Source organism: Halomicronema sp. CCY15110 (genome assembly GCF_016888165.1).
GTDB lineage: Bacteria > Cyanobacteriota > Cyanobacteriia > Phormidesmidales > Phormidesmidaceae > Halomicronema.
Map to the genome: position 1 here is coordinate 25898 of NZ_JACSWC010000393.1, position 24133 is coordinate 50030.

Consider the following 24133-nt stretch of genomic DNA (forward strand, 5'->3'; position numbering starts at 1 on the left):
AGGAACCATTTCCCTCATTATGGGTTGGGCATCGCCATCTCGTACACCCAAGGGTGAAATCTCGGCGTATTGCGATGCCTTACAAAGTCTTCGCTAGAACGTCGCGAATCGCGTTAACCCTTGTAGAATCGTGGCGTTAATCGGAAAAGGATGCGCCGATGCTGAACTTACTGTCGCTGGTGGGTCTTGCGGGTCTGTGCTTTGTGGCTTGGTTAGGCTCAGAAGACCGCCGCCGGATTCCCTGGAAGCTGATGCTGTGGGGCATTGGGCTGCAACTGGTGCTGGGGCTGTTCATTTTTCGAGCGCCCATTACCCGCGACATTGTGGTGTGGCTTAGCGGCTTGCTCAATGCGCTGATCGATGCCTCAGAAGAAGGGTCAAAGTTTTTGTTTGGCCCGATCTTGGTGCCAGATTTAGGGGCACAGGTCGGGCCACAGGGGGCGGGGCGCTGGTTGGCGCGGGCCTTAACGCCGCCCTTCACCCCCGTGCCGGGCGATCGCCTCGGGGCGGATAATCTCAGCATGGGCTACATCCTGGCGTTTCGGGCCTTGCCCCAGGTCATTTTCTTCGCAGCCATTTTCAACCTGCTGTACAACCTCGGGATTATTCAGCCGGTGGTGCGGGTCTTTGCCAAGTTTTTCCGCTCGGTAATGAATATCAGTGGTGCCGAGTCTCTGGCGGGGGCGGCCAATATTTTTGTGGGTATTGAGTCAGCGATCGCCATTAAACCGTTTCTCGAACGGATGACCCGCAGTGAGTTGTGCGCCATTCTAGCCTCCTGCTTTGGATCGATCGCCTCCACGGTGCTAGGGCTGTATGCCGGTTATTTGCGGGCCACTTTCCCCGCGATCGCCGGTCACCTGATGTCCGCCTCAGTGCTGACGATTCCTGCCGCCTTCGTGATGGCGAAAATCCTCGTACCCGAACAAGAAGTCCCAGAAACCCTGGGGAAAGTGCCCGATTTATCCCAAATTGAAGAAGACCAAAAAAGTCCGATGGATGCCCTGATTTTGGGCGCTTTGGATGGGGTCAAAATGGCCGTCGGCATTGCTGCCTCGTTGATTGCAATTCTCGGCTTAGTCGCCTTGCTGAACCTGTGTTTTGCCTCCCTCGCCGGACTGCAAACCAGCAACATTGCCCTGCTGCGTCCCATCGGTCAAATTTTCAGCGTCATCACCCTCGACAACATTACGGGTGTGTTGTTTTTGCCACTGACCTTTTTGACTGGGGTGTCGTTGGACTGGAATGAACTGTGGACCTGCTCGGTGTTGATTGGGCAAAGATTGTTGAAAACGGCGATCCCCCCCTATATCGCTCTGGCAGATTTGGCCGCTGAGGGGGTACTGAGCGATCGCGCTTTAGTCATCGTCAGCTACGTGTTGTGCGGCTTTGCCCATGTGCCCTCTGTCGGCATTTTTGTCGGCGGCCTCGCTGGCTTGGTGCCCTCCCGCAGCCAAGATATTTCTTCTCTCGCCTGGAAATCCCTATGGGCAGGCACCTTAGCGACTTTAATGACGGGCTGCATCGCCGGTGTTTGGTTCTATGACGGTACCGCTGTGCTGGGCCGATAGGCGGCAAGTTGGGAATGCTGGCGTGTTTGGCTGAGGCACTTTGATCGCAGTCATCTCGTCATCTCATCGATGTCCATCTGACGATTTAAGGGAGTGGGATTGTGGTCAAGCGAGCAGGAAGAAGAGCCTGGAACCGTTGCCAACAGCCGCTGCCCTGGTTGCTCGGCATGGGAATGATCGCGGGACTGGCGATCGCTCCGGCTCCTAACCCCGTCGTCATCATTGCTGCCGACCGCGACCCCGCTGAAGCCGCTGCACCGACCGCTGCCCCCGAAGATCATTTTCTCTGGCAGATCGAGACCGCCAACAATACGGTTTATCTACTCGGCTCCGTTCACTTTTTAAATGCCGACAGCTATCCGCTGCCCGAGGCCATGCAGGCGGCTTTTAGAGACGCTGAAACATTGGTGTTAGAAGCAGATGTTGGCCCCGGCACCGAAGCCGAAGTCGCGGCTTTGCTATTGACCGCCGCCCAGCCTGAAGTCGGCGAATCTTTAACGGCAGTACTGAATGCGGAAACGTACGGTTTGGCGGCTCAAAAAGTTAAAGAACTGGGCCTGCCGATTCAGATGTTTGAACAATTTGAACCCTGGTTTTTAGCCATTTCGCTGACCTCTTTAGAACTCATTTCCCTGGGCTTTACGCCGGAATACGGCGTTGATCAACATTTTTATGAGCAAGCTCAGGTCAACGACAAACCCATATTGTTTTTAGAAACTGTGGAGCAACAGTTCAATTTATTTGAGCAGCTTTCTATCGAAGAGCAAAGCCTGTTTACCGAGCAAACTTTGGCAGAACTGGACTTATTTGAGGAATCTTTTAACGATATCGTGACGGCATGGGAGACGGGCGATCGCGATCGCATGGCGGAAATTTTGCTGACGGGCTTTGCCGACTATCCCGAAATGCAGGCGATTTTCCTCCGCGATCGCAACCGCGACTGGGCCACCCAAATCTTGCCCTGGCTGGAATCTGATGACGATTACCTGATCGTCGTGGGGGCGCTACACCTGGTCGGTCCAGATAATGTCCTCGACCTCTTAGCGGAAGAAGGTTACGAAGCGGAGCAACTCTGAGTGGGGTGGGCCTGATGGCGGGGCGACTCTCTTTTGGTTGGGTGATCGCACCTGGTCTGTCGCTGGTTCATGTCTAAACTAAGATAACGATAGGGCTTGAGGCGCTGGTCATGACTGATGGTGAACCCACACAAATTCGACAGAGTCAACTGCATCAAAAACTAGTGATTGACCTGGAAACGACGGAAGAACTCGGCAAACTGTCGCAGTTTTTGGTCGATGTCCAGCATCACCAAGTCGAAGGCTTTGTGTGCAAAAAGGGACTGCTGAGCCTTGAAACGGTGCCCATCATGTGGGTGCAGGTCGATTCTGTGGGGCAGGACTGTATTTTGGTGCGCCGCAATGGAGCGACCATTTCCGAGCGCTTGGATGCCGCGATCGCCCTCGACCGCCAAGCCATTTGGTCAGATGCGGGCAGCGAAGTCGGTCAACTGGTGGACTATTGCCTTGACCTCTCGACCGGGGCGATTACCCAATATCTGTTTACGGCTCCTGGCTGGCAGGGCCTGACAGATGGGCTGTACACGGTGGCCCCAGCAGCAGTCGTGAGTGTCGGCAAAAAGCGCATGATGGTGCAACAAGCCGCGCTGCAACAGGCGGAGCAATTTGTCCCCGGCATACAGGAACAGGTGCAGCAAGCCTGGCAGCAAGATCTGTCCCGCACACGCCAAGACATGCAAGGCGCGATCGACAGTACCCGCGAAGTGGCCGAGCAGGTGCAAACCCAGGCCCAAAAACTGACGGAACAGGCCCGTAGTCAGTTTGGGCAAGTGTTTGGTCAGGTCAAAAAGCGCAGCAAAGGTTGGCGATCGCAGGTGAATGATCGCTTTGCCGATGCGGCTTCTAGTGTTGATCATGTGCGCCGACCCGGTGCGCCCCAGGTGCCCGGCAACACCATTGATGTGGATTCCGAAGAAATTTGGCCGGAGGAAGATGACGCCCCGAGGCAGCCGTAGCCTCTGAATAGGTTGGGCAGCAGCACGACCCATTGATTGTGGCTGACTTTGAGCGTGGCCTAAGCCGTTCGCGATGTGATGGCAGAAGTGCCCTGCTGCCCTCGCAGCCGCAACGCCCGCTGATAGTCGTGGAGTGCGCCTTCGGCATCATCGGCAGCGGCCCGAGCCTGCGCTCGACTGATGTAAGCGTCGGTCAAATTGGGGTCAAGCTGTAAGGCCCGAGTAAAGTCTTGCAAGGCGGCTTTGGCATTGCCTAACTCGTAGTACGCATTACCGCGATTGTTATAGGCTTCGGCGTAGTTGGCGTCTTGTTGAATCGCTTGATCAAAATCTTGAATCGCCGATTCATATTGGCCCGCCTGCAACCGTAAGACACCCCGTTCGTTGTAGGGGCGGGCTTTTTGGGGCTCAATGGAGAGGGCTTTGGTATAGTCAGCGATCGCCCCTTTGGGATCACCCAACTCGGCCCTGAGCTTGCCACGGCTGTGATAAATCTCCGCGAGTTGCGTCGCCGATGTCGACGTTTTTTCGTAGGTTTGCGTCATTCCGGAAGCCGTGCCATGGGGGTCGGCTAGCGCGGCCGGTGACGGCACTGGAGTAGCCGCATTCGAGAGCTCGGCAGTGAACTGCATGACTTGTTGATAATCATTCACCGCCCCCGCCGTATCGCCTAACTTATGGCGTAACAGGCCCCGGTTACCATAGGCTTCCACGAACTGAGGATTCAGCTCGATCGCTTGATTCATATCGGCGATCGCTTGATAAAGATTGCCCAAATGCATATGGGCTAAACCGCGACTATGTAAGGCATCGGCCAACGACGGTTTGTACGTCAAGGCTTGGTTAAAGTCAGCGATCGCCTGATGATAATCCTCTAAATGCAAATAGGCGCAGCCGCGCCAAAGGTAAACCTTGGCAAACTTGGGGGAATAGGTCAGGGCTTGCTCAAAGTCCCGGATAGCCGCCGCGTAGTGTGACTGCATCAAAGCCGTGAGCCCTCGCCCGCCATAGGCTTTAGCCGAAGTGGGATCAAGGCGCAAAGCCGCTTCAAAATCAGCCATGGCTGCGGCATAGTCGCCAATCTTGCGGTAGAGATTGCCTCGATTCAGGTAAGCGTTGACGTAATCAGGATTCAGTTGCAGGGCTTCCGAAAAGCTTTGTAAGGCTTCCTGCGCCCGCCCTAAATCACTCAAAGCACAGGCTCGGTTGTAGTGTGCCTTGCTATATCCTGGCTCCAGCTTTAAAACTTGGTCGAACAGAATCACGGCCTCGGCCAGTTCGCCCCGACGTGCCCGATCAATCGCCTCATTGAGTATCGTTTTCCAATGCATGTTGGCACCTCAACCCTTAGAGGCCGATCCCAGTCATCTTCTTTGAATTGACGCCACCTTGCCAGAATGGCTCAGCTTCGGTATTCACGTACCTTACTACTAGCGTATCCCAACCCCAACAATCCCAAAAAACTGCGATTAGGAAGCGTCGCCAAAAGTAGCCCATCAAGCCTACCTGTAGAACCGGGAATGTATGAATTGCCAATATTTTGACCGCACACACTCGAATTTTCGCGATGTTTATAGACTAATCGAAAGGGGTCTAAAGCCAGGGGACAGGTTGGATTGGGTTCATACAATCTTCATAAAACAGCCTGAGATTCTGGATTCGCTCACAAAAATTGTCCGAAAAATCGGGAATATCTTGGGTTGCGATCGCCGATCAACGGTGCTAGTTATGACCAAATGTCCCCGGCCGCAGCACCAGTGGCTCGGCGATCGCTGTCCCAAGGATTGGCAATGGCCAGGATCATTACCCAGCGGCAAGTAACTGCAACGCGGCCTGATTATGCCGTCGCGTCAGCGCCGGCAAGTCGACGGTGGTCAGCCGACCTTCATCCACGACCCGGCGACCGTTGATAAAGCTGTAGGCGACCTGATTCACATGGCAAAACAGGAGGGCCGCGACCGGATCATGCACCGCCGCCCCAGCGAGAGAAGGCTGTTCCAAATCAATCGCAATAAAATCAGCAGCCATATCAGGAGCCAGCGCCCCGATATCATCCCGGCCCAGCACGCGAGCCCCTCCCCGCGTGGCGATCGCTAAGGCGTCCCTAGCGGTCAAGGCTCCCGGCGCTTCGTCCCGCACCCGCGCCGCCAACATCGCCAGGCGGGCTTCTTGCATCAAATGGCCCGAGTCATTGGAGGCCGACCCATCGACCCCCAGCCCGACGGGAATTTGTAAGTTCAACATTTTGCGAATGGGAGCAATGCCGCTGGCTAACCGCATATTGCTGCAAGGGCAATGCGCGACTCCAGTCCCCGTCGCGGCAAACTTTGCCAAGGAACTGTCGCTCAATTTGACACAGTGGGCATGCCAAACATCGTCCCCAAGCCAGCCCACCGATTCCGCATATTCCCCCGGAATCTGCCCAAAGCGCTCCAGGCTGTAATTCACATCGCTCACATTTTCCGCCAGGTGGGTGTGCAGCCTGACGCCCGGATACGATCGCGCCATGGCCGCAGATTCCCGCATTAAATCCTGAGAGACCGTAAACGGTGAGCAGGGGGCCAAGGTCATGCGCAGCATCGCGTAGCGCTCGTCATCGTGATATTGCTCAATCAGTCGCTGACTGTCTTTGAGAATAAAATCTTCGGCCTCAACCAAGCCATCCGGCGGCAGCCCGCCTTTGCTTTCGCCGATGCTCATGCTGCCGCGATTGGCATGAAAGCGGAGCCCAGTTTCCTGTACGGCCTGGATTTCGTCGTCGAGGGTGCAGTCATTGGGAAATAAGTAGCTGTGGTCACTGGCGGTCGTGCAGCCGGACAAGATGAGTTCGGCGGCGGCCATTTGGGCGCTAGTACGCAAAATATCGGCGGTGATATTGGACCAGAGCGGATACAAACTCTGGAGCCATTGAAACAACTCATGATCTTGCGCAGCGGGAATGACGCGCGTCAGGGTTTGGAAGAAGTGGTGGTGGGTGTTGACGAGTCCCGGCAGCACGATGTAGCGATCGCCCAAATCCAGCACTTCATCAGCCGTGTCAGGCAACTCAGCAGTCGTCCCGACTTGCTCAATCACGTTGTCGCGAACAAATAGCGCCCCCTGTCGAATTTCTCGCCGTTCATCATCAAAAGTTGCCAAGGTATGGATATTTTTGACCAACAAAGTTGCCACGCGATGTCCTCCTGAGTGGGTTGGCAGATGCGATCGCCCCATCATACTGTCTGCCACCTGACGCGCTTTCGATGTATTGCATAACGCGAAACTCACCCTTGTTTAAGTTAGGACGCATGGTAGCTACGGGTGGTCGCGAATGAATATCGACGCTCTAGTCAGCGATCGTCTTTTTATATCGAACGCATGATATAAAAAGACATGCCTAAGATTGTTAACCACGATCGCTATCGGCGAGAATTGCTCGCCCAATGCCTATCTCTGTTTGCCGAACAGGGATTTGGGGCGGTCACCATGCGGCAAATTGCCGCGAGCCTCAGCGTGTCAACCGGGACGCTATACCACTACTTCCCCAACAAAGAGAGCATCTTTGTGCAATTAGTCGAAGAGTATTGCAGCAAGGATGTCGCCCAGTTTTTTGCCCAAGCGCCTACTGCCGCCACGACAGAAGAAAGACTGCAATATGTGATGGCTTTTTTTCTCCATAACTATGGGGCCTATCAGCAGCAGTTTTTGATTTGGATTGATTTCTATCAGCACTGTCAGCACACCGGCAAGGGCAGCGACACCGTACTACAGCAGTTTTGGCAACAAACACATCACCAGTTGGTGGCGTATTTACAGATCGCCCCCGAGGCAGTGGATTGTCTGTTGACTTATTTAGATGGCCTGCTGTTGCAATGCCTTTACGGACGGGGTGAGGCCGAAATTACCCGGCAGATCAACGCCTTTTGTCAACTCTATGCCAGGGGCTGGGTCGGCTTGGGCGCAACAGCGGTTCACCGTAAAAACGTTGTCAACGCCGGGGGTTGGTCATAATGTGTCGCGGCAGGAATCAATAAGATGCTGTTTTTAACCGAGATGGCTCCCGATTTGTGGACGGCGACTCAATTGCTGCGGTTTTTGGGCTTAGAAGTCGGCTGTCGCATGACGGTGGTGCGATTGCCCAACCGTGAACTCGTGTTAATTTCACCGTTGCCTCTGAAGCATGGCGATCGCGCTCGTTTAGACGCTCTGGGTACCGTCAAACACTTGATTGCGCCCAATCGCTTTCACCATCTTTATTTTGGCAATGCGCAGGCTCTCTATCCCCAGGCGCAGGCCTGGGGGGTGCAAGGACTAGCGCAAAAACGGCCTGATCTCAGGTTTGACGGTACCTTGAATGAGCCCGGCAGTTTTGCTGACGTCCTCCATTATTTACCGGTTGAGGGCTTTGGCAGCATTATGTTGCAGGGCGTGCAGCTAGCGCATGAAACCGTATTTTGGCATCAGCCCAGCCAGACGCTGATTCTCACGGATATTGCTTTTAATTTTGATGAAACGTTTCCCTTTACCTCACGGCTCGCGGCCCAGGTGCTCGGCAGCTATCAAACGCTCCGCCCGACCCGGCTCGAAAAATGGGGCAGTTTTGACAAAGATGCTGTTGAGCAGTCCATTCGCCAGGTGTTGCAGTGGGAGTTCGATCTCGTCATTCCGGGTCACGGCTCGATTATCGAGAACGACGCCAAAACCCAGCTAAGAGAGGGGTTTGAGTGGTTTTTGGGGCGATCGCTGGCCCCCGGTCAGCCCCTGACGATAGCCGGCAACAGCTGAGGCGATCGGATAACGCGCCAGTCACACACTCGCAATCATTCACTGATAGGATCAGAGGCGATATTCACCCACAACATCATGCTGACGATCGCCCTCCCCAAGGGAGCCCTGCTCAAAGAAAGTATTGCTCGGTTTCAAGCGATTGGCCTAGACTTTAGCGCCTTTCTCGACAAGTCCAACCGCCAGTTGCAAATCACCACGCCCAATGGCAAAGCACAAGGGCTGCTCGTGCGGGCGCAAGATGTACCCGTATATGTGGAGTATGGCCAAGCGCAACTCGGCATCGTCGGCTATGACGTACTCCGCGAAAAGCAGGCCGATGTGGCGCAGCTAGCAGATTTGGGCTTTGGACACTGCCGCATGTCGGTCGCGGTCAAAGCCACGAGTCCCTATCGTTCAGCGCTGGATTTGCCCGCCCACTGCCGGGTGGCGTCGAAGTTTGTGAACTGCGCTCGGGACTATTTCAACGGCATTGATTTGCCGGTGGATATTGTGCCGCTGTATGGCTCGGTGGAGCTGGGGCCGATCACTGGCATGTCAGAAGCCATTGTGGATTTGGTTTCTACCGGGCGCACCCTCCAAGAAAATAACCTGGTGGAGTTGGAGGTGCTCTATCAAAGCACGGCTCGCCTCATTGCCCATCCCATCAGCTATCGGGTCAACTCCGATGGTTTGAGCGACATTATCCAGCAATTGCGATCGCCCGCCTTGGTCACGGCTTAGCCCCCGCCCCACCCCGGCGATCGCCCATGGGTTTTCGTCACCTGAGATACAGTGTGAAGAGGGCCAGTCCTCGCCAATGCGCTGGTCGGGCGTCGGCAATTCTGCCCCTTTATCGGCGATCGCATTCCCCCGTTTTATGACCTCAGCCACTGATACATCCAATCTTCCCACCGCCGCCGCCCCAAACAGTGACTGGCGGCTGTTTTTGCGGCTGTGGCCCTATATCCGCGCCCAGCGCCGCTACCTGTGGCTGCCGTTTGTGATGCTCGTGCCGCTATCACTGGCCAATGCCCTACAGCCGATTTTGATTGGTCAGGCTATTTCCTTGATTCGCCAAGAGCCCGTCGCCTGGTTTTTAGAAGAGCGCACCCTCCAAGGAGGGCTCAATTTACTGGTGGCGGTGCTGGTGGTAACCGTAGCGGTGCGGCTGACCCTGGACGGTTGGCAAAGCTTTTTGGTGCAAAAAGTCGGCCAGCGCATCACGGCCAACATCCGCAACGATTTGTTTACGCACGTAACGTCCCTGGCAGTCCGGTTCTTTGATCGCACTCCCGTCGGCAAGCTCATCACCCGCCTGACCAGTGATGTAGATGCCCTGGGCGATGTGTTTTCCACGGGCGCTGTCGGCATTTTTAGCGACATTTTTTCCATTGGCGTGATTGCGATCGCCATGTTTTGGTTGCAGTGGCAGCTCGCGTTGATGCTCATGGGCATGCTGATTCCCGTGACCTGGCTGATCATTTACTTTCAGCAGCAGTACCGCAAAGCCAACTACCGCGCCCGCGAAAAACTGTCCGAACTGAACGCCGCCCTGCAAGAAAACATCATGGGCATCGAAGTAGTCCAGATGTTTCGCCGCGAGCGCTTCAACTCAGAAATCTTTCGGGCCACCAATGAGCAGTATGTGCAGGCGATCGATAAAACCATCTTTCACGACTCCGCCGTCTCTTCCACCCTGGAATGGATTGCCCTCGTGGCGATCGCGGGGGTGCTGTGGCTAGGGGGCTATCTGGTCATGCAGGAGTCGCTCACCTTTGGGGTGTTGGCCTCCTTCATTCTGTTCGCCCAGCGGCTATTTGACCCGCTGCGACAATTTGCCGATAAGTTCACCTCCATTCAGGCCGGATTTACTGCCGTTGAACGCATCACCGACCTGTTCAATGTCCCCGTCGAAATTCAAGATCCGGGGCACACACAGCTGCCTCAAATTGCTCCTGAGGCGGTGCCGGCCAATGCGCTGGTGAACGGCTCGGCCCATGCACCCGTGGCAGTGGCGATCGCGGCACAGCATGGCGATCGCGACAAGAGCGATAGCACCAAAGCGTCAGAAATCCGTTTTGAGCAGGTGCAATTTGGCTATAAGCCCGATGAGTATGTCCTCAAAAACCTGAATTTCACCATTCAACCCGGCGAAAAAGTCGCCTTGGTCGGCCCTACGGGCGCAGGCAAAAGCTCCATCATTCGCTTGCTTTGTCGACTTTATGACGTCACCCAAGGAGCCATCTTGTTGAATGGCGTCAATATCCGCGATCTGCCCCAGGCAGAACTGCGCCGCCGCATGGCCGTGATTTTGCAAGACGGCTTTCTGTTTGCGGGCGATGTCAAAAGCAACATCACCCTCGGCGAAGACTATCCCCTGGAGGCCGTGCAAGAAGCCGCCGCCAAAACCAACGTGGCATCCTTTATCGAACAGCTGCCCCAGGGCTACGACACCTTGCTGCGAGAACGGGGCACCAACCTATCGGGCGGACAAAAGCAGCTCCTCGCCTTCGCCCGCGCCGCCATCCGCAACCCCGGTATTCTCATTTTGGATGAGGCCTCTGTGCCAACCTCGATGTTGGCACAGAGGCCTTGATTCAAGATGCCCTTGAAAAGCTGCTGGAAAACCGCACCGCCATCATCATTGCCCACCGCCTCTCCACCATTCGCAATGTCGATCGCATCCTCGTGCTCAAGCAAGGCGAGTTGATTGAGCAGGGCAACCACGAGTCACTATTGGCGCAAAATGGCCTATATGCCAGCTTGTACAAACTGCAAATGTTAGAGGGCTAAAGTTGCGGCGGGCCTAGATTGGCGATTCAACCACGCTGGAGGGCGGAAAGCTTATCCACCAGCCAGATTGGCTAGCCCAAATCAGGGTGTATGCGAAGCACCCTGATATCGGTAATATTCACCATGGGTTCGGTTAACTTCATAAAAACTTTAAAGTAAGCTCCGTATTTTTCATGAAAACAATGAGTATGCCCACTTACGACGTTCTAAACGTTCAGCGTATACTTTTGCTAATAGTGTCACTTTTAATTATTGAATAGAGGTTATTCAATCAAGGCTATTTATCCCAGTATTTGTGAGCGATTTGTCTTTTTCTGCACTGAATATGCTGTCTTTCCTGCCTGACAATGATGGGATGCTTGGCCCATTCCCTCAAACTGAAAACTGCTATTCAGGCCTGAATAGCGCTCAATATCCTTTAATCAAGTCGCATTCTGAAAATAGGTTCAAGCCACTTTTAAGACTCGGGTACTGAAGCAAATTTCTGGACTGAAAGTTGATGAGACCCTTGAGGGTGAATATCTCATACACAAGCAGGCATCGCCAGCCTAAATCGGCATGGCCTAATGTGTTGATCGATAGTGACGATAAAAAACTGCTTTCAAAATCCAGAAAGGCATTGAACACCCTGAGAGTGCAAGGTTTTCAGAGCATTTGATCAATTAACATTTATGGCAACATTTGCATCGATTCAATTTAGTTCCTTATTCGGTCGCCATCTGTTCGGTCGCCATCGGCGATGGCTGGTTATCTGCTTGGGCGTGCTTAGCACAATCGCGGTGATCGCTTTTGGCAGTTGCTCAGCGTTTCAATCATCGGCTCTAGCCTCACCTCCTAACATCTTGATCGATCAGTTTGGCTACCGTCCTGGCGATCAAAAAGTTGCCGTAATTCAGCAAGCAAATGCGACCGAAGAGGATGACCCGAACTTATATCAGCATCTAAACGATACCTTTCAGGTCATCGATGTCGAAGCACCTGACGCCCCAGTTTATACCGCCTCAGCAGAAATTTGGGCCGACGGAAAAATCCACGACCAATCTGGCGATCGCGTCGCTTGGTTTGATTTTTCGACCGTGCAAACTCCAGGGAACTATGCGATCCAAAACACTCGTACGGGGGAAACATCGGCCCAATTTGCGATCGCTCCAGACGTTTATCAAAACGTGCTGAAAACGGCTACCCGCATGTATTACTACCAGCGCAGCGGTTTTGAGAAAGCACCGCCCTACGCCGATCCACGCTGGACGGATCGGGCGGCTTTTTTAGGCCCTGGTCAAGATCCGGAAGCCCGCTTTGTGGATGATAAAGACAATGCTGCGCTCGCACGGGATATGCGTGGCGGCTGGTTTGATGCGGGCGATACCAATAAATACGTCACGTTTGCGGCTCAGCCTCTACACTTACTGCTCAGCGCTTATTCCCAAAATCCTGACCGGTGGCCGGATGACTTTAATATTCCAGAGTCCAACAATGGCATTCCCGACCTGCTGGATGAAGTGCGGTACGAGCTAGATTGGTTTCAGCGCATGCAAGACGATGACGGCGGTGTTTTTATCAAGCTAGGGACTCTAGACCACAACGCTGCCAGTACGCCCGGTCGCGATCGCCGCCCGCGTTTTTATGGCCCCAAATGTTCTTCCTCTACGATTGACTTAGCGAGTACCTTTGCCCACGCGGCAGTGGTCTTTCGCGACTTTCCTGAATTGCAATCGGTAGCGGCGACTTTAGAGCAGCGATCGCTACAAGCTTGGGATTGGTTCAACCGCCACCCGATACAGACCGAGTGTGATAGCCAGGAAATCAAAGCAGGTGATGCTGATCGCGACCCAGCGGTGCAAATGGGAGGGGCGATTTTAGCCGCCGTCTATTTATCACAGCTACGGGACGACCCGCAGTTTCACACCTACATCCGCGACCATTACTCAGAGACGCGACCCTTCGATGATTCCATGGGTGTGTTGTATGCCTCGTCAGTGGTGGATGGTCTCATGACCTATCTTCAATCGGCTAACGCCCCCGCCGATCTCAAAGCCCAGATGGAGGCTGATTTCTCGACGCTCTTTTTCGACCAGTTATCCCCCTTTTTTAACGATATTGTGAACCTCGACCCGTATCGGGCCTACATGCCCGATGGGCAATATCACTGGGGTAGCAATGCCGTCAAAAGCAACTTTGGCAATATCAACCAAGCGATAAGCGCCGCGACGAATGACACCAGTGCCGCTCAAATGTATACAAATCAGGCCCTGGGCTATTTGCATTATTTACATGGGGTCAACCCACTCGGAATCGTTTATCTCACCAACATGTACGATGTCGGGGCCGAATACTCGGCAAACGAAATGTTCCATGCCTGGCTGGGCGATGGGATTTATAAAAATGCCCAAACCTCTCGTAGTGGGCCAGCACCTGGGTATGTTACTGGTGGACCCAATAACGATTACACCGGCCCGGCTGAGGGGATTGCCGAGCGTCCCATTATGCGAGCCTACTTAGATCGGAGTGATTCGGAGCTCTACATGTGGGAAATCACGGAGCCATCGATCACTTATCAAGCACCTTATATCAGGCTTTTATCACGCCTTTAATCTTCCTAATACCTATTCATCAATGTCACTAAACAGTCCATAGTCGGTTAGTTTTTTCCCATTAATCATCAACGCTTTGTTATGACAACCTCTATTTCAATCTGCATCGCCACCTACAAACGTCCTCAAGGGCTATTTCGACTGTTAGAAAGCATTAACACTCTAAGATTTAGCGAACTTGAAACTCCGACGATTGAAGTGGTCATTGCCGATAATGATAAAGCAGGATCAGCCAAGCAGATTTATGAATCAGTTAAGCCCACCTTTAACTGGAAATTGGTCTATGGCATTGAGCCTCACCAGGGGGTAACGTTTGCGCGCAATCGTTCCCTTGCGTTAGCGTCCCCAGACGCTGATTTCTTCGTGTTTATTGATGATGATGAAGTGCCTGATGCCTTATGGCTAGAGACGCTGCTAATTTGTCAAAAAGAATATGATGCTGATGTCGTAACGGGACCAATCACGCCTAAATTTGAGGTCGCCGAAGTGCCAAGCTGGGTGCTCAAGGGCGGTTTTTTTGACCCTGTGCAACATGAAACTGGCAAGTTGATGGGAGTGGCATTTACTAACAACACATTGGTAAAAAGCCAGCTAATACGGCAGATTGAAATTCCCTTCGATGACAAGCTGGCTTTTAAGGGGGCAGAAGATGTTGACCTATTTACCCGACTTTTTGCTCAGGGAGCCAAAATTGTCTGGTGTAGTGAGGCAATGGTTTATGAGTTCATCCCAGAAAATCGTATGCGCGTCAAATGGCTACTAGACCGAAATTATTACGGCTACAGTGCTCACAGTGTGACCGAAAAAAAATACTTTCCGTCTGTCTTGATTCAAGCGCAAAGAGTCCTTAAAGGTTTTTTGAATATTCTGCTGGGGCTATGTTTGCTGGCACCTGGTTTATTGCTCGGACGGCACCGGATTGCTCAATCTCTGATCTATGTTTACCGAGGATTCGGTAGTCTATCGGGCTTGGTGAATATCCGAGGAGCCTGGGGCGGCGCTCATCGTTAAGGCGACACCTTTGCAGCCAAGGTGCGGTGCCCAAAATTTAAGCGCGCATTTCACAGCGACTCATAGTTGCCTGCAGTCACCTTGCAAAGCTAGGAACCTGGTGTGGCGACAGCTTCACTTTTTAATTTGCCACTTTGCGATCGCTCTACCCTGGCAGTGTTAGTGCGGCAACAGGGCTTCGAGCTTGAGATCAGAAGCGGCCTGCACCAGCGCTGAAATATCGTCAGTCTGAGGCAGATAGGGCATCGCTCCCAAAACAGGGAGTTGGGTCAGACGCTCAATTAGGTCAATCGGAGCCCAGTTTTGTCGCTCTTCAGCAGTAAGCGGTGCCGTGCAGTTGAGGACGATGCCCCGAACTGATAATTGATGCTGACGAGCTAAGGCCACGTTGGCCACGGTTTGAGCGATCGCTCCCAGCTTGACGGGTACTACCAACACGATGGGCAAATGCCAAGCAGCCGCAAGATCGGCGATCGTCCACTCATCCGTAACGGGCGACCCTAAGCCACCCAACGCCTCCACCAAGACAAATTGCCGCTCGGCTAGCAGTTGACTGAGATAATGCCAAACAATTGTCAGGTCAATCCTTTTACCTTCTTGGGCGGCAGCGAGTGGGGGCGCTAGCGGGGCCGCAAAGCGCTGCGGCGTAATCGACTCAGCGGACTGCTTCAGGTCAAATAGCCGCGTGTAGGTTTCAAAATCGCCCAGGCCCGACTGTACGGGTTTCATCAGTCCCAAGGAGTCGGCGGCATGGTGCTGGAGCCAATAAGCCGCGATCGCGCTAGTGACGATGGTTTTACCCACATCCGTGTCAGTCCCCGTAATCAGCAAGCCATTCTTAATCGGAGTGCCCATCGCTACCTTTTCAAAAACTGTAGGGTAAATTCTGAGTCGCCCGTGGCCGTCACATCGACCAGGTAATCTCCCCCCACAGGCGCAGCATCTTCCCACAGCTCTACCGACGAAGCCAACGGATCGCCCGTCGGCAGTTTTACCGTAAAGCTCGTGGGGGCCGTCGACCGGGCCACTCGAATTTCAATCACTTCCCCTTCGCGGAGGTTAATGACATAACGACGGATGCGCCCCGGCCCGGCGCTGTTAGCGACCAATGTGGTATTTTGGCCCGCGGGAAATCTGACCCGCTGCTCGGAAATGATTTCTGGTTCGTCTGGTGGTTCCGGCGTTTCCGGCTCGATGGGGGGCTCGGGATCGGGCGTCTCCGGCTCCGTTGGCGCTTCGGGATCTTCCCCCTCAGATAACGAGACATTGAGGCGATAGTCGCTCTGGCCTACGCCCTCAACGGGTCGCAGTTGCACCGTATAGTCGCCGGTCAGTTCCAGCGTGCCAGTCCATCCCAACACTCGGCGGGCCTGACGGTCTGGCGGATTGCCATTCGGGGCAAGCACAGTCATCAGTACGCCTTCGCCCTCTAATTGGGCGAGCAGGGTTTCGCCTTCGCGCCCCGCCACGATGTAATTCACGGTTTCATTGGCTTTCAGGCTACCCTCAACGGTGGTGGATTCGCCCGCGCGAATGTCTAAATTTTGCGTGAATTCCACGGGCTCCGTTGGCGGTTCGGGGTCGGGGTCGGGGTCGGGCGTAGTGGGCGGCGTGACGGGACGGTCTGGATCAATTTCAATTTCCGGTACATCGGGCTGGTTGGTCGGTGCCCGATTGAGGGTCGTGACCAGGCCCCATCCCCCGAGTCCCGCCACCAGGGCTAACCCTAACGCCAAGGCTCCGATCGCCAGGGGATTTTCCCAAATCGAGCCCTCATCTTCGGTCAGCACGCCAGGCGTAGAGGGTCGATAGGTTTGCGGCGATTCTGGGCCGGCAATGGTAGTGGATTGGGGCGATCGCCCCACTGCTACCGTCCGCACTTGAGAAGCTGGGGCCACCGCTGGCGTAAACGGTGCCTGGGGTCGAGCCGTAGCAAAACTACCGACCGTGCCCAGGGCCTGGGCCATTTCACTCACGGTTTGATAGCGATCGCCCGGTCGATAACTGGTCGCCTTATCCAGCACTTGGGTCAGCCCCGGACTGACATCGGCATAATCATGCCAATACCAGGTCAGATTCACATCATCAAAAATGTCCTGGGGTTCCCGCCCACTCAACAGCACGATCGCCGTCACGGCCAAAGCATACAGGTCACTACTGGGGTACGCCCGCCCGGACTGCATTTGCTCGCTCGGCGCATAGCCCGGTTTGCCTACGGTCGTCGCGTGATGGGTTTGCCCCGACATTTGCACCCGCGTCACCACCTCTTTCACCACGCCAAAATCGATGAGCACGGGCAGGCGGTCTTGGTTGCGCAGCAAAATATTGTCCGGACTAATATCGCGGTGAATGATGCCCTTAGCGTGAATATGGGCCAGCACCGGCAGCATTTGCTGCAGAAATTGGCGGACTTCCGCCTCAGAGAACGTCGAATTTTGCAGGCGGCGCTGATTCAGCAGCTCGCGATAGGACGATCCTTCCACGTAATCCTGCACCAAAAACAGCCGCCCTTCCACCTCAAACGTGGCGCGAAACTGCGGAATCTGGGGATGCTGAATCTGATACAGAATGGTCGCTTCCCGCTGAAATAGTTCGGCAGACTTGCTAGAGAAATGATCTTCTCCCTGCTGCGGCAGAAATTCCTTGACCGCGCAGCGCTCATTAAAGCGATTCTGGTCTTGCGCCAGATAAGTCCGTCCAAAGCCCCCCTGGCCGAGCAGTTGAACGATCTGATAGCGCGACTGAAGGACAGTGCCAAAGGGGAGTGGAGAATACATAAACCAACGTCTCTGGGCAAAAACACAAGCAAGCATACCTCAATCAAGGTAGCCTGCCTTCAAGATTTATCGATTGTAGAATGTGCCAATCCCACTTGGCAGTCTTCGCAATTTGCGAATTTTCGCTATATTAAAAGCGCGGGTATTAAGCACCAAAGGATCTGTCTTAAGGTCTTGCTTTCCCGGTCCCAATACCCAGTGAAACTTTGGATAAGAAGGGCAGGGGCATAACCCAACATCTGAATGCATGTAATTACAAAACTACGGTTGACCAAGTTTTGGCAGCGGCACCCTCAAGCGCAAGTTGGTTTATCTCTGTGGTACAAGTTGACCACAAGTGCTAAATGGCAAGATTTAGCTGAAGTCCGTAAGACTTTTGGATCCGCCGATCAAGTGGCTAACTTTACGGTCTTTAATATCGGTGGCAACAAGTATCGTTTGATTACCTTCATTGACTACACCTATCAAAAGGTGTTTATCCGCGACATTTTGACCCATGCCGAATATGACCAAGAAAAGTGGAAGCAGAATAGCTGGTATCAATAGGTCGGTTGTCAAACTTTGGTGACTTATAACGCTATGTTTACAACGGAACCCAAGCCCTATCTCGAACTCCTGCAAGACTTTCCCCCTCGTCCAATTAAATCTGAACAGGATTATTGGGCTTTGCAAGCAGTGATCGATCGCTTGCTGGATGCAGGAGAGCTGACCGCAGATCAACGCGACTACCTGAATCTATTGGGTCTACTTATTCAGGAATATGATGAGCAGCACGTCGCCATGCCAGATTTAGCCGGAGTGGAGTTGCTCAAGGCCCTCATTGAAGAGTTTGACCTGAAGCAAAAAGATCTGGTGCCGATTTTCAAAACGGAGTCCATTGTGTCAGCCGTGCTCAACGGTCATCGCCGCTTGACTGTGGAACACATCGAAAAACTCGCCCAGTTCTTTTCTGTCTCACCTTCCGTCTTCTTTAACGCTAAATCCCAAAATTTGGAGTGATGGCCCGCTTGGGCTACTCGCCCAGCCCCACTCAAGTTGGTACAGCGAGTCAGACCCAGACCTGTTTCCACAGCAGGAAGGTGCTGCAGTCGGGTTGCCGTAATCTACAAAGCCCGATGAGGTCTTAAAATGAGAATGCTTAGCTTCTGACGTTAGCGAGCATGTTGGCATTTGCGGGGTCTGTGTGGTGGTGCGCAAGCTGCTTTTCGAACGTCCAATTTTGATCGGGGGGCTGGGCTTAGCTGCGACGCTGAGTTTGTTGGGCGGGTTGCAGGATGTCTTTGCCGACGGCACCACGGTGGCAGGGCTCGTTGCGACGGGGGCTGGGGTCTGGTGGTGGCGACGCCAACGTCCTGAGACTGCAACCGTTGAGATCAAGCCGACGACGCCCGTTGAGCGGGAGCAAGTGGCGGCCGCGATCGCTACCCTCAAAGCTGACCTCGACGCCCTACAGCAAGAGTTGTCCGCTTTAGAAGCAGAGGAGCTGGTCGCGGCCACCATGGCCCGGTTCGAGCAGCAGCGCCAGGAACTTCTGACAGAGCTGGATAGAGCCGCGTTGAAGGTGGCGATCGCGGGCTATCCCCGCTCTGGCAAATCCTTGTTGCAGACATTTCTGACAGCCTTACCGTCAGCCTCCCCAGAGGCAACCGATGCAGGGTTAACGGTGGCAGAAATCGCCCTAACCGCTGCAACCGCTCATCCTCAAGTCATGGCTGACTTGCTGCAACAGCAAGATGCCGTCATCTATTTAGTGACCGAAGACCTGACAGATTCGGTGTTTGCCGACTTGAAAACTTTAACGGCAGCGGGGCAGCGGGTACTGCTGTGCCTCAACAAACGAGATCATTATTTGCCCGACGAACAGACTGCAATACTGGATAAGATGCAGGCCCAACTGCGATCGCTACCGCAGACTATTGCCTGTGTCGCCATCACCACCGCCCCGCGCCCCATCAAAGTGCGCACCCACGACGCGGCGGGCCAAGTGACCGAGCACCTAGAAACCCCAGACCCAGAAGTGGCTCCGATCACGACCCCAGTTCAACAATGGTGCGAGCAGGAAGTCCCGCATTTGGTGGCACAAACCGTCATGCGTCAGGTGCATCAATTCCGTCGCGACATTCAGACGACTTTGAATCAGGCACGCCATCGACAGGCCCTGCCCCTGGTCGAACAGTTGCAGTGGGCGGCGGCGGGTACCGCCTTTGCGAGTCCCGTGCCGTCGCTCGATTTGCTCGCCGCGATCGCCATCAACGGCCAACTGGTGATGGATTTAAGCAAGGCTTATCAACAACCCCTGGCGCTTGATCAGGCAAAAACCATTGCCGCTGAACTCGCCACCGTCGTGGTCAAACTCGGCGTGGTCGAAGTCTCCACTCAACTGCTGACTGCGGCCCTCAAAAGCCATGCAGCGACCTTTGTCGTGGGCGGCGGCGTCCAGGCGTTTAGTGCGGCTTATCTCACCCGCCTTTGTGGCGAAAGTCTGATGGCCTATTTTGAGGAGCGCGCCCTGTCGGGACAGGCCGAAACCGCCATCTCGGTAGACGCGATCGGGCAAAAGCTACAAGCCCTTATGCCCAGCACCCAGCGCGCCGAGTTTTTGCAAACCCTCATCAACCAGGGGCGGCAAAAGCTTTCACCCAAAACCGCCCCAGCCCTGGCACCAGGGGAAACAGCCGCCCTGAACCTGTCTCAACCGACCCCTCAAATATTGTCCACTCAGATGGAGACGATATCCTCAGGTGAACTGGTCTGAATTGCTGAACGCCCATCGTTTGTAGAGAATCACACTGTGTCCACTTCTGCCATCAATCGGTTTCAGCAGGTGCGCCGAGCCCTGCGCCAGAGCGTGCAGCGATATGCGCCGACCTTGCAAAGATCGTGGTCAGATGGAGATCAACAAGCGCGAAAAGCAGCGGTGCAAGACGGCGTTAGTGCGCTGAGTGCCTTAGAAGCCCGACTGGCAAAACCGGTGCTGCGCGTGGCGGTGTTCGGCTTGGTGAGCCGGGGGAAATCGGCGGTGATTAATGCCCTGGTGGGGGAAGATATTTTGCCCACCGGGCCGCTGCACGGCGTCACCCGCTGGCCGCGATCGGTGTACTGGCGGCCCCCCATTGAGGCGGTTCACGATGTCGACGAACTGCCCCAAATTGAACTGATCGATACGCCGGGACTGGATGAAGTGGACGGCGAGGCCCGGGGGGCGATGGCCCAGGATGTGGCGCATCAAGCTGATTTAATTCTCTTTGTGGTGGCGGGAGACATCACCCGCACTGAATATGATGCGTTGGTGACTTTGCAAGCCGCGAAGAAGCCGTTGCTGCTGGTCTTTAACAAGATTGATCTGTTTCCTGATACCGATCGCCAAGCCATTTATCAGGTGCTGACAAATTTATGGAAAACGACGAACCGCGATCGCCCCAATGCCGCCCTGGCTGTTGACGATGTGGTGATGGTGGCGGCCGCCCCAGCCCCCCTGCAAGTCCGGGTCGAGTGGCCCGACGGCAAAATCACCCATGAATGGGAACAGTTGCCGCCGCAAATGGACGGCCTGAAGCAAGCGCTGCTAACCATCGCTCGTCAAGATGGCACCACGTTAATCGCCCTCAATGCCCTGCGCGAAGCCGACTCCCTGGAAGCCGACATGGCCCGACGGGCGATCGCCCTGCACCACGAAGACGCCGAAGCCCTGATCTGGAAATTTGCCAAATACAAAGCTCTCGCTGTGGCCCTCAACCCCATCGCCGTATTGGATTTGGCAGGCGGTTTCGTCACCGACCTCGTCATGATTCGGACGCTTGCGAAACTCTATGGACTGCCCATCACCCAACACGAGGCAAAAAAACTGTGGCAGGCGATCGCCAAAAGTTCCGGTACTCTGCTGCTCAGCGAAGTCGGCACCGGATTGCTTTTAGGCACGGGCAAAGGAGCCGCCGCCGTGTGGAGCATGTTTGACAGTGCGAGCGGATTTTCGGCACTGCTTAGCGTTATGGCTGCTCAGGCTGGCGCTTCCGGCTACGGCACCTACGCCGTCGGCAAAGCCGCCCAAGTGTATTTAGAACAAGGCTGCACCTGGGGGCCTAACGGCGTCAAAGCCGTCATGAAAGATATCCTCAGCCAGATCGACTCCGACTCTACCGTTTCCCGCCTGCGTCAAGAACTTGAAGCCCAACTGCTGGCTAAAAGCGATCGCTAACTGGCCCTCGTCTTTTGCCCGTGGCCAAGAAGACACATCATTAACCCTGCACTCAGCCCACAGTAGGGTGAGCATTTGCTTGCATAACAAGCGTTTGTCTGGGCCAAACTCGACGACAGGCGATCGCAAGCCGCTGATTGATGGTCTCAGGCCCCTTAAAGTGCCAGAGGCCTTGTAATGCCAGGGGCTTACCTTTGAAGTTGGTAGGGCTTTGCCCTTCTCGAAGAGTACTTTGCCTTTTGAAGTTTGCGATGGCCCGAATACTACACGTTTTTTAATAGAAATAATATTTGACGCTGGAAAAATCCGAGTTTCTGCGTAGAAGATGCCACACCCACTTGGGCAACTTGACATTAATCAATGCCTTGATCCGCCGCGATTAGATGGGCATCTACACAGCGCATGAACTTATGAAATTAATCAGCCAACCTCGACTGACCTTGCCGCATGATCACCCAGATCGGAGGCGTTGCCAAAGCGAGCAGGTTGCCAGTACCAACCGCTTTGAACAGTCTGATGATCGCCGCCAAATCCGACAGTTGCCAATTTCATCCCCCAACTCAGATTTATCAATCCCCTTCCCGTCGCACGATCAGAGACTACATGAGCCATCTTCCCGTCCTCGTTTAATCAGGTGAAGCGAGTCGAATACTTTGGCCTAAGGCTGCAAATCGGTTGAGATATCCATTGCGCTTATCAGCGATTAACTCAACCCAGCCCAAACGAGGATTGATATGGGCAGGTTTATGGGGAACTGATTCGGACATTTCATCGGCGTTCCCAGCACTCCACATCATCGAGCATTGGTGCAAGCGAACCAGCGGCACGAAGACTTAACACCACAATTTTCTCGGCAAACTTCACAGAGATATCTACCATGTCACTGACTGCTGGCGATATTGGCTTTGTCCTATATAACTCCGACGACCCGGATGAAATTGGCTTTGTTGCCCTCGTCAAAATCAACGCTAATGTGGTGATTAATTTTACCGACCGGGGGTGGAAGAGTGACAACACCTTTCGGATCGGCGAGGGGGTCTTGACTTGGACGGCTCCCGCAGGTGGCATCAGCGCTGGCACTGTGGTCACCATTACCGGAAATGGCGACTCGACCTCGGCAGGCACGGTTGTGAGGTCTGCTGGGTCATATGGCTTGTCAACAGCTGGCGACCAAATTCTTGCGTATCAAGGTACAGCCGAGGCCCCAACCTTTATTGCCGCACTCAATAATCAAGACTCCACATGGCAGGCTGACGCACCAGACACAAATAGCTCTGCCTTGCCCTTCGGCCTGACAGAAGGCATCCATGCCATATCCCTGAATGAAGTTGATAATGCTGTATACACAGGTTCCCTTTCCGGCGACAAAGCCACTCTACAAGCTGCCCTCTTTGACCCGAGTAACTGGACAACCGACGACGAAAATCAACAAATTTTTGCTGGGGGCAACTTCACCGTTACTGTGTCGGGGGGCAGCAGTGGCTCAGGGGGCAGTTCAGGAGACATCGGTGGTGTGGTGGGTGGCAGCGGTGGTTCAGGGGGCAGCATCACGCCTGTATCAGATGCGCTCTTTCTGCCGCTGAGCCTGTCTGCGCAAATTGGCTTGGCGGGTTTGGGGCAACCGGTAAAGACCTTTGGCTACGTGGTGAACGGCATTAATATCGAAAACATTTTTGACGAGGGGTATTACTTAGCGACTAACCCTGATGTTAGGGCGGCGATCGCGGCTGGGGCGATTGAGTCAGGCTATATCCATTTTCTGAGTGCTGGTCTGGCAGAAGGCCGCGAGCCCTTCCAGTTTTATGACGAAGATTTCTACCTAGCCAACAATGCGGATGTGGCAGCAGCGGTGCAGTCCGGAGCCTTAGTGAGTGGGCTACAGCATTTTCTATTGTCGGGCCATGAAGAAGGGCGCGACCCTGCTGCGGTGTTTAATAGCAGCGACTATCTACTCAACAACCCCGATGTCAAGGCGGCGGTTGACGGCGGTGTCGTGGGCAGTGCGTTCGAGCATTTTGCTAACGCTGGTCTGGCTGAAGGCCGACTGGGTGGGCTGTTATTTGATGAAGGTTACTATTTAGCGAGTAACGCGGATGTCGCCAAAGCAGTGACGGACGGCTTGATTAACTCAGGATGGGAGCATTTTCTCGCCTTTGGCCAAACCGAAAATCGTGATCCGAGCGCGGGCTTTGACCAAGATGCTTACTTAGCTATCCATGGTGATGTTGCTACGGCGGTGGCTGGCGGTAGCCTCAAGAGTGCTTTTGAACACTATGCAACCTTTGGCATAGCAGAAGGTCGAGCAATCTAGAGTCTGAGCCTGAAACTGTCATCAAAATTCTAGGGCCTGTCATCATTTAGTCATCAAAGCCTTGCGGCAAAAGGACGACAGGCCCTAGTTTATTTCAGGAGTGCGG

General features: G+C 54.2%; 19 protein-coding genes. 15 read left to right on the forward strand and 4 right to left on the reverse strand.

The window, feature by feature from the left end:
- Positions 1-158: 158 nt before the first annotated feature.
- The 3 genes from JUK32_RS19725 to JUK32_RS19735 all read left to right on the forward strand — a co-directional run bounded on the left by JUK32_RS19725 (position 159) and on the right by JUK32_RS19735 (position 3603).
- Positions 159-1571, forward strand: coding sequence for a NupC/NupG family nucleoside CNT transporter (locus tag JUK32_RS19725; protein WP_204140577.1), 1413 nt, complete (start codon positions 159-161; stop codon positions 1569-1571).
- A 101-nt stretch (positions 1572-1672) separates the two neighbouring features.
- Positions 1673-2647, forward strand: a complete 975-nt coding sequence (locus tag JUK32_RS19730) for a TraB/GumN family protein (RefSeq protein WP_204140578.1) — start codon at positions 1673-1675, stop codon at positions 2645-2647.
- A 110-nt stretch (positions 2648-2757) separates the two neighbouring features.
- Entirely contained in the window at positions 2758-3603 is an 846-nt protein-coding gene (locus JUK32_RS19735; protein ID WP_204140579.1) for a hypothetical protein, read from the forward strand.
- Positions 3604-3662: 59 nt separating this feature from the next.
- Here the strand turns inward: JUK32_RS19735 and JUK32_RS19740 are convergent, their stop codons facing one another.
- Both JUK32_RS19740 and JUK32_RS19745 read right to left on the reverse strand, forming a co-directional pair.
- Positions 3663-4934 (reverse strand): tetratricopeptide repeat protein, encoded by a 1272-nt coding sequence (locus JUK32_RS19740; protein ID WP_204140580.1) that lies wholly within the window; start codon positions 4932-4934, stop codon positions 3663-3665.
- A 472-nt stretch (positions 4935-5406) separates the two neighbouring features.
- On the reverse strand, positions 5407-6774 hold the full coding sequence (locus tag JUK32_RS19745) for an 8-oxoguanine deaminase (RefSeq protein WP_204140581.1): 1368 nt from the start codon (positions 6772-6774) through the stop codon (positions 5407-5409).
- A gap of 201 nt (positions 6775-6975) precedes the next feature.
- Between JUK32_RS19745 and JUK32_RS19750 the strand changes: the two genes are divergently transcribed.
- From JUK32_RS19750 to JUK32_RS19775, 7 genes are all read left to right on the forward strand, one after another.
- Positions 6976-7593 carry a TetR/AcrR family transcriptional regulator gene (locus JUK32_RS19750; protein WP_204140582.1) on the forward strand — a complete coding sequence of 206 codons (618 nt, stop codon included), beginning with the start codon at positions 6976-6978 and terminating at the stop codon, positions 7591-7593.
- 24 nt (positions 7594-7617) lie between these two features.
- Positions 7618-8367 (forward strand): DUF4336 domain-containing protein, encoded by a 750-nt coding sequence (locus JUK32_RS19755; protein ID WP_239112875.1) that lies wholly within the window; start codon positions 7618-7620, stop codon positions 8365-8367.
- A 78-nt stretch (positions 8368-8445) separates the two neighbouring features.
- Complete coding sequence (hisG, locus tag JUK32_RS19760; RefSeq protein ID WP_204140583.1) at positions 8446-9090, forward strand: ATP phosphoribosyltransferase; 645 nt, start codon at positions 8446-8448, stop codon at positions 9088-9090.
- Positions 9091-9226: 136 nt separating this feature from the next.
- Positions 9227-10945, forward strand: a complete 1719-nt coding sequence (locus JUK32_RS19765; protein ID WP_375541590.1) for an ABC transporter ATP-binding protein — start codon at positions 9227-9229, stop codon at positions 10943-10945.
- On the forward strand, positions 10942-11142 hold the full coding sequence (locus JUK32_RS28800) for a hypothetical protein (protein ID WP_375541591.1): 201 nt from the start codon (positions 10942-10944) through the stop codon (positions 11140-11142). Before JUK32_RS19765 ends, JUK32_RS28800 begins: the two co-directional genes overlap by 4 nt.
- Positions 11143-11984: 842 nt before the next feature.
- Entirely contained in the window at positions 11985-13733 is a 1749-nt protein-coding gene (locus tag JUK32_RS19770) for a glycoside hydrolase family 9 protein (protein WP_204140584.1), read from the forward strand.
- A gap of 81 nt (positions 13734-13814) precedes the next feature.
- On the forward strand, positions 13815-14744 hold the full coding sequence (locus JUK32_RS19775; RefSeq protein WP_204140585.1) for a glycosyltransferase family 2 protein: 930 nt from the start codon (positions 13815-13817) through the stop codon (positions 14742-14744).
- Between the two features lie 159 nt (positions 14745-14903).
- On the opposite strand, the gene bioD is transcribed toward JUK32_RS19775, so the two are convergent.
- Both bioD and JUK32_RS19785 read right to left on the reverse strand, forming a co-directional pair.
- Positions 14904-15599, reverse strand: a complete 696-nt coding sequence (gene bioD, locus JUK32_RS19780; RefSeq protein ID WP_204140586.1) for a dethiobiotin synthase — start codon at positions 15597-15599, stop codon at positions 14904-14906.
- Positions 15600-15601: 2 nt separating this feature from the next.
- Positions 15602-17521 (reverse strand): serine/threonine-protein kinase, encoded by a 1920-nt coding sequence (locus JUK32_RS19785; RefSeq protein WP_204140587.1) that lies wholly within the window; start codon positions 17519-17521, stop codon positions 15602-15604.
- Positions 17522-17764: 243 nt separating this feature from the next.
- Between JUK32_RS19785 and JUK32_RS19790 the strand changes: the two genes are divergently transcribed.
- The 5 genes from JUK32_RS19790 (at position 17765) to JUK32_RS19810 (ending at position 24027) form a co-directional block, all read left to right on the forward strand.
- Complete coding sequence (locus tag JUK32_RS19790) at positions 17765-18067, forward strand: type II toxin-antitoxin system HigB family toxin (protein WP_204140588.1); 303 nt, start codon at positions 17765-17767, stop codon at positions 18065-18067.
- A gap of 33 nt (positions 18068-18100) precedes the next feature.
- Positions 18101-18520, forward strand: a complete 420-nt coding sequence (locus JUK32_RS19795; protein WP_204140589.1) for a type II toxin-antitoxin system HigA family antitoxin — start codon at positions 18101-18103, stop codon at positions 18518-18520.
- Between the two features lie 187 nt (positions 18521-18707).
- Positions 18708-20276, forward strand: coding sequence for a YcjF family protein (locus JUK32_RS28500; protein ID WP_204140590.1), 1569 nt, complete (start codon positions 18708-18710; stop codon positions 20274-20276).
- Positions 20277-21716, forward strand: a complete 1440-nt coding sequence (locus JUK32_RS19805) for a DUF697 domain-containing protein (protein WP_375541592.1) — start codon at positions 20277-20279, stop codon at positions 21714-21716.
- A gap of 877 nt (positions 21717-22593) precedes the next feature.
- Complete coding sequence (locus tag JUK32_RS19810) at positions 22594-24027, forward strand: hypothetical protein (RefSeq protein ID WP_204140592.1); 1434 nt, start codon at positions 22594-22596, stop codon at positions 24025-24027.
- The last annotated feature ends 106 nt before the right edge of the window (positions 24028-24133 follow it).